16 protein-coding genes are annotated in these 16,283 nt (G+C 70.8%); 14 read left to right on the forward strand and 2 right to left on the reverse strand.

Translation table 11 applies throughout. The annotated features are described in order from the left end of the window. Positions 1 to 107: 107 nt before the first annotated feature. The 9 genes from lepA to nagZ are packed head-to-tail and all read left to right on the forward strand — an operon-like array spanning position 108 to position 8,051. Positions 108 to 1,916, forward strand: coding sequence for a translation elongation factor 4 (gene lepA, locus G5B56_RS10370; protein WP_164963143.1), 1,809 nt, complete (start codon positions 108 to 110; stop codon positions 1,914 to 1,916). Between the two features lie 8 nt (positions 1,917 to 1,924). Then, complete coding sequence (gene lepB / locus G5B56_RS10375) at positions 1,925 to 2,893, forward strand: signal peptidase I (protein WP_164963144.1); 969 nt, start codon at positions 1,925 to 1,927, stop codon at positions 2,891 to 2,893. A gap of 40 nt (positions 2,894 to 2,933) precedes the next feature. Next, positions 2,934 to 3,311, forward strand: coding sequence for a DUF4845 domain-containing protein (locus tag G5B56_RS10380; RefSeq protein WP_009856436.1), 378 nt, complete (start codon positions 2,934 to 2,936; stop codon positions 3,309 to 3,311). After that, positions 3,311 to 4,015: a ribonuclease III gene (rnc, locus tag G5B56_RS10385; protein ID WP_029718508.1), complete on the forward strand. Its 705-nt coding sequence runs from the start codon at positions 3,311 to 3,313 to the stop codon at positions 4,013 to 4,015. Before G5B56_RS10380 ends, rnc begins: the two co-directional genes overlap by 1 nt. A gap of 16 nt (positions 4,016 to 4,031) precedes the next feature. Next, complete coding sequence (gene era, locus G5B56_RS10390; protein ID WP_164963145.1) at positions 4,032 to 5,021, forward strand: GTPase Era; 990 nt, start codon at positions 4,032 to 4,034, stop codon at positions 5,019 to 5,021. Positions 5,022 to 5,042: 21 nt separating this feature from the next. After that, on the forward strand, positions 5,043 to 5,798 hold the full coding sequence (gene recO, locus G5B56_RS10395) for a DNA repair protein RecO (protein WP_009856433.1): 756 nt from the start codon (positions 5,043 to 5,045) through the stop codon (positions 5,796 to 5,798). Continuing rightward, positions 5,795 to 6,586: a pyridoxine 5'-phosphate synthase gene (locus G5B56_RS10400; RefSeq protein ID WP_164963146.1), complete on the forward strand. Its 792-nt coding sequence runs from the start codon at positions 5,795 to 5,797 to the stop codon at positions 6,584 to 6,586. Before recO ends, G5B56_RS10400 begins: the two co-directional genes overlap by 4 nt. Then, positions 6,583 to 7,005, forward strand: a complete 423-nt coding sequence (acpS, locus tag G5B56_RS10405; protein ID WP_009856431.1) for a holo-ACP synthase — start codon at positions 6,583 to 6,585, stop codon at positions 7,003 to 7,005. Before G5B56_RS10400 ends, acpS begins: the two co-directional genes overlap by 4 nt. Continuing rightward, a complete protein-coding gene (gene nagZ, locus G5B56_RS10410; RefSeq protein WP_164963147.1) occupies positions 7,002 to 8,051 on the forward strand; it encodes a beta-N-acetylhexosaminidase in 1,050 nt (349 codons plus the stop codon). The genes acpS and nagZ overlap by 4 nt, the downstream gene beginning before the upstream one ends. 227 nt (positions 8,052 to 8,278) lie before the next feature. Here nagZ and G5B56_RS10415 read toward each other — a convergent pair whose 3' ends face one another. Both G5B56_RS10415 and G5B56_RS10420 read right to left on the reverse strand, forming a co-directional pair. Continuing rightward, the gene (locus G5B56_RS10415) at positions 8,279 to 8,644 is read right to left on the reverse strand and encodes a hypothetical protein (RefSeq protein ID WP_009856429.1); all 366 of its coding nucleotides are present in this window, start codon (positions 8,642 to 8,644) and stop codon (positions 8,279 to 8,281) included. 122 nt (positions 8,645 to 8,766) lie between these two features. Next, positions 8,767 to 11,661, reverse strand: coding sequence for an Rne/Rng family ribonuclease (locus G5B56_RS10420; protein ID WP_164963148.1), 2,895 nt, complete (start codon positions 11,659 to 11,661; stop codon positions 8,767 to 8,769). A gap of 649 nt (positions 11,662 to 12,310) precedes the next feature. Between G5B56_RS10420 and G5B56_RS10425 the strand changes: the two genes are divergently transcribed. From G5B56_RS10425 to asd, 5 genes are read left to right on the forward strand one after another with little or no spacing between them, the layout of a single operon-like run. Beyond that, positions 12,311 to 13,228, forward strand: coding sequence for an RluA family pseudouridine synthase (locus tag G5B56_RS10425; RefSeq protein ID WP_164963149.1), 918 nt, complete (start codon positions 12,311 to 12,313; stop codon positions 13,226 to 13,228). After that, positions 13,225 to 13,884, forward strand: a complete 660-nt coding sequence (locus G5B56_RS10430; protein ID WP_009856812.1) for an HAD family hydrolase — start codon at positions 13,225 to 13,227, stop codon at positions 13,882 to 13,884. The genes G5B56_RS10425 and G5B56_RS10430 overlap by 4 nt, the downstream gene beginning before the upstream one ends. Continuing rightward, positions 13,881 to 14,276 (forward strand): Rieske 2Fe-2S domain-containing protein, encoded by a 396-nt coding sequence (locus G5B56_RS10435; RefSeq protein WP_164963150.1) that lies wholly within the window; start codon positions 13,881 to 13,883, stop codon positions 14,274 to 14,276. Before G5B56_RS10430 ends, G5B56_RS10435 begins: the two co-directional genes overlap by 4 nt. Beyond that, entirely contained in the window at positions 14,273 to 15,268 is a 996-nt protein-coding gene (locus tag G5B56_RS10440; RefSeq protein ID WP_164963151.1) for a S49 family peptidase, read from the forward strand. The genes G5B56_RS10435 and G5B56_RS10440 overlap by 4 nt, the downstream gene beginning before the upstream one ends. 45 nt (positions 15,269 to 15,313) lie before the next feature. Further along, positions 15,314 to 16,165 carry an archaetidylserine decarboxylase gene (gene asd / locus G5B56_RS10445; RefSeq protein ID WP_164963152.1) on the forward strand — a complete coding sequence of 284 codons (852 nt, stop codon included), beginning with the start codon at positions 15,314 to 15,316 and terminating at the stop codon, positions 16,163 to 16,165. Positions 16,166 to 16,283: the final 118 nt, after the last annotated feature.

Consider the following 16,283-nt stretch of genomic DNA (forward strand, 5'->3'; position numbering starts at 1 on the left):
CTTTTTTTTGTTTCCGGCGCGGCATGCACGAGGGCGGTTTGCGCCCCAGCGATGCCGGGTCCGGCCCTGGTGACAACCCGCGCCGCGACCGCCGGCTGGTGAGCCGCATGAACCACATCCGCAACTTCTCGATCATCGCCCACATCGACCACGGCAAGAGCACGCTGGCCGACCGCATCATCCAGCGCTGCGGCGGGCTCTCCGACCGGGAGATGGAAGCCCAGGTGCTCGACTCGATGGACATCGAGCGCGAGCGCGGCATCACGATCAAGGCCCAGACGGCGGCGCTCGAATACAAGGCGCGCGACGGCAAGGTCTACAACCTGAACCTGATCGACACCCCCGGGCACGTCGACTTCTCGTACGAGGTCAGCCGCTCGCTGTCGGCCTGCGAAGGCGCGCTGCTCGTCGTCGACGCCAGCCAGGGCGTCGAGGCGCAGACGGTGGCCAACTGCTACACCGCGCTGGACCTGGGCGTCGAGGTCATCCCGGTCCTCAACAAGATGGACCTGCCGCAGGCCGACCCCGACAACGCCAAGGCCGAGATCGAGGACGTCATCGGCATCGATGCCACCGACGCCATTCCCTGCTCGGCCAAGACCGGCCTGGGCATCGACGACATCCTCGAAGCGGTGGTGCACCGCATGCCCGCGCCGCGCGGCAACCCCGACGGCGCGCCGCGCGCGATGATCATCGACAGCTGGTTCGACAACTACGTCGGCGTCGTGATGCTGGTGCGGGTTGTCGACGGCGTGCTGAAGAAGGGCGACCGCATCCGCATGATGGCGACCAACGCCGTCTACCCGCTCGAGCAGATCGGCGTCTTCACGCCCAAGTCGATGCCGCGCGAGGCGCTCAACGCCGGCGAGGTCGGTTTCCTGATCGCCGGCATCAAGGAGCTGCAGGCGGCCAAGGTCGGCGACACGATCACGCTGGAAAAGAAGCTGCCGAACAACGCCGGCCCGGCCAGCGAGCCGCTGCCCGGCTTCAAGGAGATCCAGCCGCAGGTCTTCGCCGGCCTGTACCCGACCGAGGCCAGCGAGTACGACCAGCTGCGCGACGCGCTGGAGAAGTTGAAGCTCAACGACAGCTCGCTGCGCTACGAGCCCGAGGTCAGCCAGGCGCTGGGCTTCGGCTTCCGCTGCGGCTTCCTCGGCCTGCTGCACATGGAGATCGTGCAGGAGCGGCTGGAGCGCGAGTTCGACCAGGACCTGGTGACGACGGCGCCCAGCGTGGTCTACGAGGTCGAGTTGAACGACGGCACCGTGCTGCAGGTCGAGAACCCCAGCAAGATGCCCGACATGGGCCGCATCCGCGAGATCCGCGAGCCCATCGTCACGGTGCACCTGTACATGCCGCAGGACGCGGTCGGCCCGGTGATGACGCTGGCCAACCAGAAGCGCGGCATCCAGCTGAACATGGCCTATCACGGCAAGCAGGTCATGCTGACCTACGAGCTGCCGCTGGCCGAGATCGTGCTGGACTTCTTCGACAAGCTGAAGTCGGTGAGCCGCGGCTACGCCTCGATGGACTACGAGTTCAAGGAGTACCGCGCGGCCGACGTCGTGAAGGTCGACATCCTGATCAACGGCGACCGCGTCGACCCGCTGGCGATGATCGTGCACCGCGCGCAGAGCCAGTTCCGCGGCCGCGCCGTGGCGGCCAAGATGCGCGAGCAGATCCCGCGCCAGATGTACGACGTCGCGATCCAGGCGGCGATCGGCGCGAACATCATCGCCCGCGAGAACATCAAGGCGCTGCGCAAGAACGTGCTGGCAAAATGCTACGGCGGCGACATCACGCGCAAGCGGAAGCTGCTCGAGAAGCAGAAGGCGGGCAAGAAGCGCATGAAGCAGATCGGCTCGGTCGAGGTGCCTCAGGAAGCCTTCCTCGCGATCCTCCAAGTGGACGACTAAACACCTTGATGAGCACTCTGACCGCCGTCCTGTACGGCGCCCTGGTCGTCTATCTGGGCGGCTGGTTCCTCGGGCAGTGGACGGGCAACTTCTCGCTGCTGCTGTTCCTCCTCAGCGCCGTCACCCTCTGCTACTGGCTGGCCGAGCGCTTCCACTTCCGCCCGGCGCGCGAAGCCGCCGCCGCGGAGCTGGAGCGCCAGGACGCGGCGCGCCGCGAGGACCTCGCGCGCCAGGGCATCGCCAAGGTCGACGGCGACGTCGGCGCGGCCAAGGAGAAGATCCTCGAGCAGCCCTGGTGGCTGGACTGGACCGCCGGGCTGTTCCCGGTGATCGTCGTGATCTTCCTGCTGCGCTCGTTCATGTTCGAGCCGTTCAAGATCCCGTCGGGCTCGATGATCCCGACGCTGCTCGTCGGCGACCTCATCCTCGTCAACAAGTACCACTACGGCATCCGGCTGCCGGTGATCAACAAGAAGATCATCGCCAACCACGACCCCGAGCGCGGCGACGTCGTCGTCTTCCGCTACCCGGTGGACCCGCGTGTCGACTACATCAAGCGCATCGTCGGCGTGCCCGGCGACGAGATCCGCTACGCCGACCAGAAGCTCTACGTCAACGGCCAGCCGGTGCCGGTGACGCCGCTGGGCGAGTTCTACAACGAGGACCGTCTGCTCTACGCGCCGATGTTCTCGGAGAAGCTCGGCGCGGTGGAGCACCGCATCCTCGTCGACCCCAAGCGCCCGGCCTTCTACGGCCCGGAGCCCAAGTCGTTCCCGATGCACGAGAATTGCCAGTACACGGCCGAAGGCGTGACCTGCAAGGTGCCGCCGGGACACTATTTCGCGATGGGCGACAACCGCGACGACTCGCAGGATTCGCGCTTCTGGGGATTCGTTCCGGACGAGAACATCGTCGGCAAGGCATTCTTCGTCTGGATGAACCTGGGCGACCTGGGCCGCATCGGAGCCTTCCACTGAGCGGCCCGGCCCTCGACACGGCGTACAACGAGAGGCGAACATGACTCCGGTCCCGCGCGCGCCGCGCGCCAGCCAACGCGGCATCACCTTGTTCGGGCTGCTGTTCTGGGCCTTGACCATCGGCTTCACCGGCTACGTGCTGGTGCGCGCGGTGCCGACGGTCAACGAGTACCTGACGATCAAGCGTGCCATCGAGAAGGTCGCCGCCGGCCAGCCCGCCACGGTCAGCGACGCCCGCACCGCGTTCGACCGCCAGAAGGAAGTCGAGTACTCGATCACCTCGATCGACAGCAAGGACCTCGAGATCACGAAGGAGAACGACAAGGTCGTCATCGCCTTCGCGTACGACAAGGAAGTGCCGCTGATGGGCCCCGTGTACCTGCTGATCAAGTACGAGGGCCGGGCCAAGGCACCTTGATGGACGCCCGTCACGACGCCCTTCAGCAGCGCCTCGGTCACCGCTTCACGCGGACCGCGCTGATGACGCGCGCGCTGACGCACCGCAGCTGGGGCGCGGAGCACAACGAGCGCCTCGAGTTCCTCGGCGACTCGGTGCTCAACTGCGCCGTCTCGGCGCTGCTGTACGAACGTTTCTCCGGCAGCGACGAAGGCGACCTGACGCGCGTGCGCGCCCACCTCGTGCGCGAGGACAGCCTGCACCGCGTCGCGCTGACGCTCGGCCTGTCCGAGGTGCTGCGCATGTCCGAAGGCGAGATGCGCGGCGGCGGCGCCCAGCGGCCGTCGATCCTCGCCGACGCCGTCGAGGCGCTGATCGGCGCGATCTTCCTCGATGGCGGCTTCGATCCGGCGCTGGCCACCGTGCGCCGCCTCTTCGGCGAGGTCATCGCCGCCACCGAGGCCGACGCCTGGAGCAAGGACGCCAAGACCGAGCTGCAGGAATGGCTGCAGGCGCGGCGCCTGCCGGTGCCGGCCTACCGCATCGTCGCCACGCGCGGCGAGAAGCACGCCCAGACCTTCGAGGTCGAGTGCGCCGTCGCCACGCTGGGCCTCGCCGAACGCGGCGAAGGCCGCTCCCGCCGCACCGCCGAGCAGGAGGCCGCGCGCCGCCTGCTCGAAGGTCTCAAGGCCGACGACAAACCCGGCGGTCCTTTGCGCTCCTGAAGCGCCCGCCCACGCGATGAACACCACACCCCCCCCGGGCGACGAAGCGCCGGACGATCCGTCGTCCCAGGCTTACGAACTGCCCCCGATCCCGTCCGCGCCGGCTGCCGTCGAGGGCCAGCGCTGCGGCCTGATCGCCATCGTCGGCCGGCCCAACGTCGGCAAGTCGACGCTGCTGAACGCGCTCGTCGGCCAGAAGATCAGCATCACCTCGCGCAAGGCGCAGACCACGCGCCACCGCATCACCGGCATCCGCACGGTCGGCGCGACGCAGTTCGTCTTCGTCGACACGCCGGGCTTCCAGACCACGCACCTGAAGCGCCACAGCGGCGCGATGAACAAGACGCTCAACCGCACCGTCACCGCCTCGGTGGCCGACGTCGACGCGGTGCTGTTCATGGTCGAGGCCGGGCGCTTCGGCCTCGACGACGCCAAGGTGCTGGCGCTGCTGCCGCCGGACAAGCCGGTGATCCTGGTCGCCAACAAGCTCGACGCCGTGCGCCGCCGCACCGACATCCTGCCCTGGCTGAAGAGCATGCAGGAGCGCCACGCCTTCGCCGAGTACGTGCCGATGTCGGCCACCACCGCGGCCGACGTCGAGCGCCTGTTCGCCATCGTCGAGCCGCACCTGCCCGAGCAGCCCTGGTTCTACGAGGAAGACGCGCTGACCGACCGCAGCGACCGTTTCCTGGCCAGCGAGATCGTGCGCGAGAAGCTGTTCCGCCTGACCGGCGACGAGCTGCCGTACTCGTCGACGGTGGTCATCGAGAAGTTCGAGGAAGAGGGCAACCTGCGCCGCATCGCCGCGACCATCGTCGTCGAGCGCGACGCGCACAAGGGCATGGTCATCGGCGAGGGTGGCGAGCGCCTGAAGCGCATCGGCACCGAGTCGCGCCAGGAGCTCGAGCGCCTGCTCGACGCCAAGGTCTTCCTCGAGCTCTGGGTCAAGGTGCGTTCGGGCTGGGCCGACGACGAGGCGCACCTGCGCAGCTACGGCTACGAGTGACGTGAGCCGGGAGGCGCGCCGATGAGCCGGGCGGCGGCCGCGCCGCTCGCGGCCTACGTGCTGCACAGCTGGGACTGGAGCGAGACCAGCCTGATCGTCGAGCTGTTCACGCGCGAGCGTGGCCGCGTCGTCGTCGCCGCCAAGGGCGCCAAGCGCCCGACCTCGCAGCTGCGCCCGGTGCTGCTGCCGTTCCAGCGCATCGCCGTGCAACTCGGCCGCACGCCGGCCGACGAGGCCGCCGAGATCCACACGCTGCGCACCGCCGAGTGGGGCGGCGGCGTGCCGCCGGTGCCGGCCGCGGCAATGTTCTCGGCCTTCTACTGCAACGAGCTGCTGATGAAGCTGCTGGCGCGCCAGGACGCGTACCCGCAGCTCTTCGACGCCTACGCCGAGACGCTGGCCGCGCTGGCCGCCGACGAGGCCTCGGCGCTGCGCGCCTTCGAGCTCGTGCTGCTGCGCGAGACCGGTCTGCTGCCCGAGCTGGGCAGCGAGACGCTGACGCTCGCGCCGCTGGCGGCCGCGCGCCGCTACGCCCTGCACCCCGAGGCCGGCCTCGTCGCCGACGCCGACGGCCTGCCGGGTGCCGACTGGGTGCGCCTCGAGGCCGCCCTGCTCGCCCACCATGGCGGCGCGCTGCGCGCCGCCTGTGCCCCGGTGAGCACCCCGCTGCGCGCCGCGCTGCGCGGGGTGCTTCACTATCATCTCGGCCATGCCCGGCTGCGCTCGCGCCAGGTCTTCCAGGACGTGCAGAAGCTCGTCGACACCGCTTCCCGATGAATCCTCTCGTCGCTCCCGAGGCCGCCGCCGGCGGCCTGACCAAGCTCTCGGTCAACGTCAACAAGGTCGCGCTGCTGCGCAACACCCGCCACCTCGGCATCCCGAGCGTGGTGCGCGCCGCGACGCTGTGCCTGCAGGCCGGTGCCGACGGCATCACCGTGCACCCGCGCCCCGACGAGCGCCACATCCGCGGCCATGACGTGCACGACCTGGCCGCGCTGCTGCGCGACTGGCCGCAGGCCGAATACAACATCGAGGGCAACCCGTTCCACAACCTGATGGCCTACGTGCGCGAGCTGCGCCCGCAGCAGGTGACCTTCGTGCCCGACAGCGAGGCCCAGTTCACCTCCGACCACGGCTGGAACCTGCCCGAGGACGCCGAGCGCCTGCGCCCGGTGATCGCCGAGGCGCACTCGTTCGGCGTGCGCGTGAGCCTGTTCATGGACCCGATCCCCGAGGTCATGGCCATCGCGCGCGAGATCGGTGCCGACCGCGTCGAGCTCTACACCGAGCCCTACGCCGCCGCCTGGGGCACGCCCCGGCAGGCCGAGGTTCTCGAGCGTTTCGCCGCCGCCGGCCGTGCGGCGCTGGCCGCCGGGCTGCAGCTCAACGCCGGCCACGACCTGAACTGCGACAACCTGCCCGACTTCCTGCGCGCCGTGCCGGGCGTGCAGGAGGTGTCGATCGGCCACGCGCTGATCGCCGACGCGCTGGAGCTGGGCCTGCCGGAGACGGTGCGGGCCTACCAGCGCGCGATCCGCTCGGCGAGCCACGGCGTGCCGGCGTGATCTACGGCATCGGCACCGACATCTGCGACATCCGCCGCATCGAGGCGACGCTGGCGCGCCGCGGCGAGCGTTTCGCCGAGAAGGTGCTGGGCGACGACGAGCTGCGCATCTTCCGCGCCCGGCGCGCGCGTGCCGAGGTGCGCGGCATCGCCTTCCTGGCGACGCGCTTCTCGGCCAAGGAGGCCTTCTCCAAGGCCGTCGGCCTGGGCATCCGCATGCCGATGACCTGGCGTGCCTGCCAGATCCTCAACGAACCCAGCGGCAAGCCTTTCGTGCGGCTGTCCGGTGAACTGGCCGCGTGGTTCGCCGCGCGCGGCCTGGTCGCCCACGTCACCGTCACCGACGAGAGCGACTACGCCGCGTCCTTCGTCGTCGTCGAGCGCGCCGCGGCCCCCACCGAACCCGAGGAGCTTCCGTGAGCCTTCATGCTCCCGTCGTGCTGGACATCGCCGGCACCACGCTCAACGACGACGACCGCCGCCGCATCCGCCACCCGCTGGCCGGCGGCCTGATCCTCTTCGCGCGCAACTGGGCCGACCGGCGCCAGCTCGTCGAGCTGACCGCCGAGATCAAGTCGCTGCGCGAGGACCTGCTGATCTGCGTCGACCACGAAGGCGGGCGCGTGCAGCGCTTCCGCAGCGACGGCTTCACCCACCTGCCGCCGATGCGCGCCTTCGGCGAGCTGTGGATGCAGGATGCGATGCGCGCCACCGCGGCGGCCACCGCTGCCGGCTACGTGCTGGCCAGCGAGCTGCGCGCCTGCGGCGTCGACTTCAGCTTCACGCCGGTGCTCGACCTGGACCACGGCCCCAGCCAGGTCATCGGCGACCGCGCCTTCCACCGCGACGCGCGGGTCGCGGCGCTGCTGGCCAAGAGCCTGATGCACGGCCTGCTGCAGGCCGGCATGGCGTCCTGCGGCAAACACTTCCCCGGCCACGGTTTCGTCAAGGCCGACTCGCACCTGGCGCTGCCGGTGGACCGGCGTTCGCTGAAAGCCATCCTGGCCGACGACGCCCAGCCTTACGACTGGCTGGCCGGCAGCCTGCAGGCGGTGATGCCGGCGCACGTGGTCTACCCCAAGGTCGACGCGCTGCCGGCGGGTTTCTCGCGGCGCTGGCTGCAGGAGATCCTGCGCGAGCGGCTGGGCTTCGACGGCGCCGTCTTCAGCGACGACCTCAGCATGGAAGGCGCCAAGGGCGTCGGCTCGACGCTGGACGCGGCGCTGCTGGCGCTGGGCGCCGGCTGCGACCTGGTGCTGCTGTGCAACCAGTCGACGGTCGACGGCGGCGCGCCGGTCGACGCGCTGCTCGAAGGGCTGGATCGGGCGGCCGCGGCCGGGCTGTGGACGCCGTCGGCAGACTCCGAACGCCGCCGCCAGGCGCTGCTGCCGCAGCAACTGCCGCTGGGCTGGGACGATCTGATGCACGCGCCGGCCTACCGCCGGGCGCTCGAACAGCTGCCCTGAAACGGCGACGGCCGCGTCGTGCGGCCGGAAGTCCGGAAATCCGGGGTCAGGTCTCGCGAGACCTGACCCCGTCGAGCAGCGGCTCGCCCGCCGAAGCGGGAAGTCCGGGGAAGTCCGGGGTCAGGTCTCGGGAGACCTGACCCCGTCGAGCACGCGGGAGACCTGACCCCGTCGAGCGGTGGCTCGCCCGCCGAAGCGGGGCAGGTGCCGTGCCGCCCCGGTCCGGATCAGCCCGCGGCGGTGCCGGCCTCGCGGCGCTTGATCGCCGCGCCCAGGCGCTCGGCCTGGGCCATCGCGCTCAGGCCGAGCAGCAGGTGCAGCAGCTGCATCGTCCAGTGGTACTCGCCTGGCACCAGCCGCAGCTGGAAGATGCCGAAGGCGACGACGACCACACCCCAGTTGAAGGCCAGCACGGCCAGCTTGGGCGCGGCACGGAAGCCGGTGAACACCAGCGCCCACAGCGCGAGCACGAACACCGTGCCGCCGATCATGTGCAGCTGCAGCACCGGGCCGAGGCCGAAGGCATGGGCGGCGCCGAGCACCAGCGTCAGGGCACCCGCGAGGCGGGCGAGCATCAGGGCGATCTTGGTCATCTGAGGGGAAGCGGACAGAACGGGAAGTCGAGGACGGCGGTGGCCGGCACGCCCGGCGCGGCCCCGCCACGAAAGAGGGCCGCAGGCCTCACGGCCGGCGGCCCTCGTCCGAGGCCGGCGGGTCAGGCGCCGTGCTCGAACGGCAGCTTCAGCTGCGACAGGTCCTTGCGCGTCTCGACGAGCACCAGCGGGCCTTCGTCGACGACGACGACCGGCTTCGGTTCACGCGGCACGTGCACCGGCTTCGGCTCGGCGGCAATCGCCTCCTGCGCGGCGCGCACCTTGTCGGCGTCGGACTGCACCCACTGCAGGCCGGCGTCGGCGGCCAGCGCGCTCAGCGCCTCGGTCGGCAGCGCATAGGGTTCGATGCGCGGCGCAGCCGGCGGCTGCGGTGCCGGCACGGCTTCGGCGACCGGGATCTCCGGCAGCTCGGCGACGGCTTCGGCCGGGGCCGGCGGCGTCACCACGGCGTCGTCGCCGATGGCGGCGTCGGCTGCGGTCGCCTCGGGCGCCACGGCCTCGCCTTCGCGGCGCTCGCGGCGATAACGGTCGCGGCCGCGACCACGGCGGCGGCCGCCTTCACGTTCACCTTCGGGCTCGCCTTCGCGCTCGTGGGCTTCGGGGAACACGCCTTCGGGCGCCGAGGCTTCGTCGACGACGGCCGGCGCGGCTTCGGCGGCCACCGGGGCGGCCTCGTCGGCCGGCGCGGCGCTGCCGTCGGCCAGCACGGTCTCCTCGATCCGGCCTTCGCCGTTGCCACGGCCGCCACGGCGGCGGCGGCGGCGGCCGCCTTCACGCGTCTCGGCGTTCTCGGCGACCGGCGCACCGTCGGCCGGCGTCAGCGCCTCGGCGGTGGCCGGCACCAGCGCGGCGGCTGCGATGCTCTCTTCGGCACGCGGGGCGCGTTCGGCACGCGGGCCGCGGTTGCCGCGTTCACCGCGCTCGCTGCGTTCACCGCGTTCGGCACGCGGCTCGCGCGTCTCGGCGCCGGCGTCCTGGGCATCGCGACGGCCGTCACGGCGGTTCTCGCCGCGGCCTTCACGTCCTTCGCGAGCCTCCTGGCGGCCTTCGGGGCGGCCGTTGCGGTTGCGCTCGCCACGTTCGCCGCGTTCGCTGCGTTCACCACGCTCGCCGCGTTCGCCGCGTTCGCCGCGGCCACCGCGGCGGCCGCCTTCACGCTTGTCCGGCGTCGCGGGCGACGCCTCGGCGGCCGGAGCCGGCGCGGCCGGTGCCGCGGCCGGCGTCGGCTCGGGCATCGTGAACATGCGCTTGATCCAGCCGAAGAAGCCGCCGCTGGCGGGCGCCGCGGCCGGGGCCGCCGGTGCCGGGGCAGGCGCCGGGGCCTGCGGTGCGGGCGTCGGCACGGCCGGCTTCACCGGCGCGGGGGCCGGCGCCGGCGGTGCCGGCTGGTCGGGCAGCACGCCCTTGATCACCGGTTCCTGCTTGCTGCGGCCCTTGTCGTTGGCGTCGCGACGGCGCGTGATGCCGACTTCCTCGTCCGGCTCCTCGACCATCGTGTAGCTGGCCTGCAGGTTCTCCAGGCGCGGGTCGTCGTGGCGCAGGCGCTCGAGCTTGTAGTTCGGCGTCTCCAGGTGCTTGTTCGGCACCAGGATGACCGTGACGCGCTGCTTGAGCTCGATCTTCGTGATCTCGGTGCGCTTCTCGTTGAGCAGGAAGGAGGTCACTTCCACCGGCACCTGCACGTGCACGGCGGCGGTGTTCTCCTTCATCGCCTCTTCCTGGACCATGCGCAGGATCTGCAGCGCCGAGCTCTCGGTGTCGCGGATGTGGCCGGTGCCGTTGCAGCGCGGGCAGGTGATGTGGTTGCCCTCGGACAGCGCCGGGCGCAGCCGCTGGCGGGAGAGCTCCAGCAGGCCGAACTTGCTGATCGAGCTGAACTGCACGCGGGCGCGGTCGGTGCGCAGCGCGTCGCGCAGGCGCTGTTCGACCTCGCGGCGGTTCTTGCTCTCCTCCATGTCGATGAAGTCGACGACGATCAGCCCGCCCAGGTCACGCAGCCGCATCTGGCGCGCGATCTCGTCGGCGGCCTCGAGGTTGGTGCGGAACGCGGTTTCCTCGATGTCGCTGCCGCGCGTCGAACGCGCCGAGTTCACGTCCACCGAGACCAGGGCCTCGGTGTGGTCGATGACGATCGCGCCGCCGGAAGGCAGGTTCACCGTGCGGCTGAACGCGGTCTCGATCTGGTGCTCGATCTGGAAGCGGCTGAACAGCGGCGCGTCGTCACGGTAGCGCTTCACACGCGAGGCCGACTCCGGCATCACGTGGTTCATGAACTGCTGCGCCTGATCGTAGATGTCGTCGGTGTCGATCAGGATCTCGCCGATGTCCGCGGTGAAGTAGTCGCGGATCGCGCGGATGACGAGCGAGCTCTCCTGGTAGATCAGGAAGGCGCCCTTGCCGGCCTTGGAGGCGCCGTCGATGGCGTCCCAGAGCTTGAGCATGTAGTTCAGGTCCCACTGCAGCTCGGCGGCCGAGCGGCCGATGCCGGCGGTGCGCGCGATCAGGCTCATGCCCTTGGGGTACTGCAGCTGCTCGAGGTTCTCCTTAAGCTCCTCGCGGTCCTCGCCCTCGATGCGCCGGCTGACGCCGCCGCCCTTCGGGTTGTTGGGCATCAGCACCAGGTAGCGGCCGGCGAGGCTGACGAAGGTCGTCAGCGCGGCGCCCTTGTTGCCGCGTTCTTCCTTCTCGACCTGGACCAGCAGCTCCTGGCCTTCCTTGACGACGTCCTGGATGCGCGCGTTCTTGAGCTCGACGCCGTCCTTGAAGTAGTTGCGCGAGATTTCCTTGAACGGCAGGAAGCCGTGGCGGTCCTCGCCGTAGTCGACGAAGCAGGCTTCGAGCGACGGTTCGACGCGGGTGATCACCGCCTTGTAGATGTTGCCCTTGCGCTGTTCGCGGCCTTCGAGTTCGGTCTCGAAGTCGAGCAGTTTCTGCCCGTCGACGATCGCCAGGCGCCGCTCTTCCGGCTGCGTGGCGTTGATCAGCATGCGTTTCATCGATTCTCCCGGCGCACGCCCCGCGGGGGCGGGACGCACGCGACTTCCGCGTGCCGCTCGAGCGGCACGCGCTGCCTCGTTCGATGCAGGAGAAACGCGGAAGAACCGACTGGCGCGAAGTGCCCTGGACTGCGTTCGAACCGCGCTGAGAGAAACAGCGACGGATCAGCGGCGCAGCGTTGGCGCGTGCGTTCCGAAGGCGGCTGCCCGGGCCGGCGACGCTCCGTCGCACCGCATGTGGCGCGGCGACGCCATCGCGCCGGCCGCGCCGGCGTCTTGCCGGGGCCTCGGGGCGATAGCGAGGAGGATTGTCATGAACGGCACGTCAGCGCTGGGGTCCTGTCGGACGCGGGGTCGAGCTGGAGTGTCTCCGGGTCTCGACCCTCGGGATTTCGGGTGCCTCCAAACGAGGCGGGTTCTTCTTCGAATCTCGGTTCGCCCGCCGCCACGCGCCGCCGGCGCGCTCTGGCGGCCGGCCCGCGCACCCGCGGCCGGGCGCTGCATCACCTGTGCTGCAGCGACCTCGGCCGCCGCAGCGCTCCCGCCGTGTTTCTGTAAGCGCCGGGTAAACTCCGGAAAATCAATCACTTACCGCACGAACGTGGAGCGCCGGATTATAGGGGCCAAAGCCGGCGATGCGCCGCTGGCGGTGCAGAGAATCACCGTCGACGAGGAATCGGCCGGCCAGCGCCTGGACAATTTCCTGCTGCGCCACCTCAAGGGCGTGCCGAAAACCCACGTCTACCGCGTGATCCGCTCCGGCGAGGTGCGTGTCAACAAGGGCCGCGCCAGCGCCGACACGCGCGTTGCTGCCGGTGACGAGATCCGCGTTCCGCCGATGCGCATCGCCGAGAAGCCGGCCGCCGCCGCGGTGCCGGCGCGCGAGTTCCCGGTCCTGTTCGAGGACGAGCACCTGCTGGCGATCGCCAAACCCGCCGGCGTCGCGGTGCACGGCGGCAGCGGCGTCAGCTCGGGTGTCATCGAGCAACTGCGCCGCGCCCGGCCCGACGCGCGTTTCCTGGAGCTGGTGCACCGCCTCGACAAGGAGACCTCGGGCGTGCTGCTGCTGGCCAAGAAACGCAGCGCGCTGACCGCGCTGCAGGACCAGTTCCGCGCCCGCGACACCGGCAAGAACTATCTGGCGCTGGTCGTCGGCGCCTGGCCGAAGAAGCTGAAGGTGCTCGACCTGGCGCTGCACAAGGGCACCGACGCCGCCGGCGAGCGCCACGTGCGGGTCGTTGCCGCCGACGCGCCGGACGCACGGCGCTCGATCACCGTCGTGCGCTCGGTGCGCGCCGTCGGCCCGTACTCGCTGCTGGAGATCGGCCTGAAGACCGGGCGCACGCACCAGATCCGCGTGCACCTGGCGCACTCGGGCCACCCGATCGTCGGCGACCCGAAGTACGGCGACTTCACGCTGAACAAGACCGTCGCGCGCGAGAAACGTTTCGCGCGCATGTTCCTGCACGCCGTCGAGCTGGCCTTCGACCATCCGGCCAGCGGCGAGCGCATCACCTTGCACGCACCGCTGCCGCCGGAGTGCGAGACACTGCTGGCCGCACCATGAGCACACGCCGCTTCGACCTCATCGTCTTCGACTGGGACGGCACCCTGTTCGATTCCACCGCGCTGATCGTGCGCTGCATCCAGGACGCCTGCCGCGACGTCGGCGCCGCGGTGCCCAGCGACACCGACGCCGCCTACGTCATCGGCCTGGGCCTGGCCGACGCGCTGCAGCACGCCGCGCCCGGCCTGCCGCCCGAGCGTTACCCCGAGCTCGCCAACCGCTACCGCCACCACTGGTTCGCGCGCCAGGACGCGGTCGTGCTGTTCCCCGGCACGCTGGAGATGCTGCTGGACCTGCGCTCGCGCAACCACTGGATCGCCGTGGCCACCGGCAAGAGCCGCCGCGGCCTCGACGAGGCGCTGCGCACGTCCGACCTGAAGGCCATGTTCGACGGCACGCGCACCGCCGACGAGACGGCCAGCAAACCCAACCCGCTGATGCTGGAGCAACTGATGCGCGAGTTCGGCACCGAGCCCGAGCGCACGCTGATGATCGGCGACACGACGCACGACCTGCTGATGGCGCAGAACGCGCGTGTGCCCGGCCTGGGCGTCAGCTACGGCGCGCACGAACCCGAGGCCTTCGCGCAGTACGCGCCGCTGCACGTGGCGCACAGCACGCGCGAGCTGCACGACTGGCTGCTGGAGAACGCGTGAGCGGCGCTGCCGGCGTGCCGCTGTGCCCGTCGGCCGCGCTCGCCGAACGCGGCGAGGCCCACGTCTGGGACGTGCTCGACGAACGCGGCCAGCCGGCGCGTGCCTTCGCGCTGCGTTTCGACGGCCGCGTCGTCGCCTACCTGAACCGCTGCGCCCATCTGCCGGCCGAGCTCGACTGGCAGCCCGGGCGTTTCCTCGACGCCGACGGCCGCTTCGTCGTCTGCGCGATGCACGGCGCGCTCTACGAGCCCGAGGACGGTCGCTGCGTGGCCGGCCCCTGCGCCGGCGGGCGGCTCGTGCCGCTGGACGTCGCCGAGGCCGACGGCACGGTGACTTGGTATCCTTCGCGCGAGATCCGCCCGGCCCCGCCGGCCGACGAAAGCGCGACATGACCCCCACCGACGACACCCCGACGCCGGCGCAGCCGTCCGGCGCAGTTCCCCCTGCGCCCGCTCCCGCCCTCGCCGGCCTGGAGACCAGCCTCGAGAAGATCGCCCGCGAGCTGATGATCCAGCAGCGCGCCGACCGCCGCTGGCGCCTGTTCTTCCGTTTCATCTGGCTGGCGCTGGCCGTCGCGCTCGCCTGGGGCCTGATGTCCGAGCGCTTCACGCCGACGGCGCCGAGCCGGCCGCACACCGCGCTCGTCGAGGTGCGCGGCGAGATCGCCCCGGGCAGCGAAGCCAGCGCCGAGCTGCTGGTGTCGGCGCTGCGCAGCGCCTTCGAGGACCAGGGTGCGCAGGCCGTGGTGCTGCGCATCAACTCGCCCGGCGGCAGCCCGGTGCAGGCCGGCATCGTCAACGACGAGATCCGCCGCCTGAAGGTGCTGCACCAGAAGAAGGTCTACGCCGTCGTCGAGGAGATGTGCGCCTCCGGCGCGTACTACATCGCGGTGGCCGCCGACGAGATCTACGTCGACAAGGCCAGCCTGGTCGGCAGCATCGGCGTGCTGATGGACGGCTTCGGCTTCACCGGGCTGATGGACAAGCTGGGCATCGAGCGCCGCCTGCTCACCGCCGGCGAGAACAAGGGCATGCTCGACCCGTACAGCCCGCAGAACGAGCAGCAGACCGCCTACGCCAAGGCGATGATCGACCAGATCCACCAGCAGTTCATCGCCGTCGTGCGCCAGGGCCGCGGCAAGCGGCTGCAGGAGACGCCGGAAACCTTCTCCGGCCTGTTCTGGAACGGCGAGGAAGCGGTGCGCCTGGGCCTGGCCGACAAGATGGGCAACCTGGACTACGTCGCGCGCGAGGTCGTCAAGGCCGAGGACGTCGTCGACTACACGCCGCGCGAGAACGTTGCCGAGCGCCTGGCCAAACGTTTCGGCGCCGCGATGGGCGAGGGTGCCGTCAAGGCGATGCGCCAGGTGTCGCCGATCCACTGATCCCCGTTCCCCCGCTTCCCCGTTTCCTGTTCCCCGAGGTTGCCGATGTCCGACCGGCTTGCGGTCCTGCCCCAGTACGTCCTGCCCAAGCAGGCGCTCACCCGCCTGGCCGGCGCCTTCGCCGCGTCGCGCGGCGGCGCCGTCACCACGGCCGCGATCCGCTGGTTCGTGCGCCGCTACGGCGTCGACCTGTCCGAGGCCGCGAATCCCGACCCGGCGAGCTACGCCAGCTTCAACGAGTTCTTCACCCGGCCGCTGAAGGCCGGGGCGCGGCCGCTGGCCGGCGCGCCGCTGCTGTGCCCGGTCGACGGCTCGATCAGCCAGTTCGGCGCGATCGAGCAGGGGCGCATCTTCCAGGCCAAGGGCCACGACTACAGCGCCACCGCGCTGCTCGGCGGTGACGCCGAACTGGCCGAGCGTTTCGCCGACGGCACGTTCGCGACGATCTATCTGAGCCCCAAGGACTATCACCGCATCCACATGCCCTGCGAAGGCCGCCTGCTGCGCATGGTGCACGTGCCGGGCGAGCTGTTCTCGGTGAACCCGCTGACGGCGCGCGGCGTGCCGGGGCTGTTCGCGCGCAACGAGCGCGTGGTCTGCGTCTTCGACGGCGGCCCGTTCGCCGGGCCCTGGGTGCTGGTGCTGGTCGGCGCGACCATCGTCGGCAGCATGGCCACCACCTGGCACGGCGTCGTCAACCCGCCACGGTCGGGCGTCGTGCGCAGCTGGAACTACGACGGCCAGGACATCCGCCTCGAACGCGGCGCCGAGATGGGCCGTTTCCTGCTCGGCTCCACCGTCGTGCTGCTGTTCCCGAAGGCGCCGCTGCGCTTCGACCCGGGCTGGGCCCCGGGCCGCCCGGTGCGCATGGGCCAGGGCATGGCCGAGCTCGGCTGACGCGGCGCGGCCGCGCCGTCCTTCCCGCCCGAACCCGGGTCGGCGTCAGGGTCGGCGCCGCTGGCCGACGTGCGCGCTGATCCGTGTTGTGGCAAACTTTGCCCAAGCAACTATTGCA

Origin of the sequence: Rubrivivax sp. JA1026 (assembly GCF_011065555.1) — a bacterium.
GTDB classification, from domain to species: Bacteria; Pseudomonadota; Gammaproteobacteria; order Burkholderiales; family Burkholderiaceae_C; genus Rubrivivax; species Rubrivivax benzoatilyticus.

Coding starts and splice junctions, on each gene's coding strand:
- lepA (WP_164963143.1), top strand. CDS start 108: ATGAACCACATCCGCAACTTCTCGATCATCGCCCACATCGACCACGGC.
- lepB (WP_164963144.1), top strand. CDS start 1,925: ATGAGCACTCTGACCGCCGTCCTGTACGGCGCCCTGGTCGTCTATCTG.
- G5B56_RS10380 (WP_009856436.1), top strand. CDS start 2,934: ATGACTCCGGTCCCGCGCGCGCCGCGCGCCAGCCAACGCGGCATCACC.
- rnc (WP_029718508.1), top strand. CDS start 3,311: ATGGACGCCCGTCACGACGCCCTTCAGCAGCGCCTCGGTCACCGCTTC.
- era (WP_164963145.1), top strand. CDS start 4,032: ATGAACACCACACCCCCCCCGGGCGACGAAGCGCCGGACGATCCGTCG.
- recO (WP_009856433.1), top strand. CDS start 5,043: ATGAGCCGGGCGGCGGCCGCGCCGCTCGCGGCCTACGTGCTGCACAGC.
- G5B56_RS10400 (WP_164963146.1), top strand. CDS start 5,795: ATGAATCCTCTCGTCGCTCCCGAGGCCGCCGCCGGCGGCCTGACCAAG.
- G5B56_RS10415 (WP_009856429.1), bottom strand. CDS start 8,644: ATGACCAAGATCGCCCTGATGCTCGCCCGCCTCGCGGGTGCCCTGACG.
- G5B56_RS10420 (WP_164963148.1), bottom strand. CDS start 11,661: ATGAAACGCATGCTGATCAACGCCACGCAGCCGGAAGAGCGGCGCCTG.
- G5B56_RS10430 (WP_009856812.1), top strand. CDS start 13,225: ATGAGCACACGCCGCTTCGACCTCATCGTCTTCGACTGGGACGGCACC.
- G5B56_RS10440 (WP_164963151.1), top strand. CDS start 14,273: ATGACCCCCACCGACGACACCCCGACGCCGGCGCAGCCGTCCGGCGCA.
- asd (WP_164963152.1), top strand. CDS start 15,314: ATGTCCGACCGGCTTGCGGTCCTGCCCCAGTACGTCCTGCCCAAGCAG.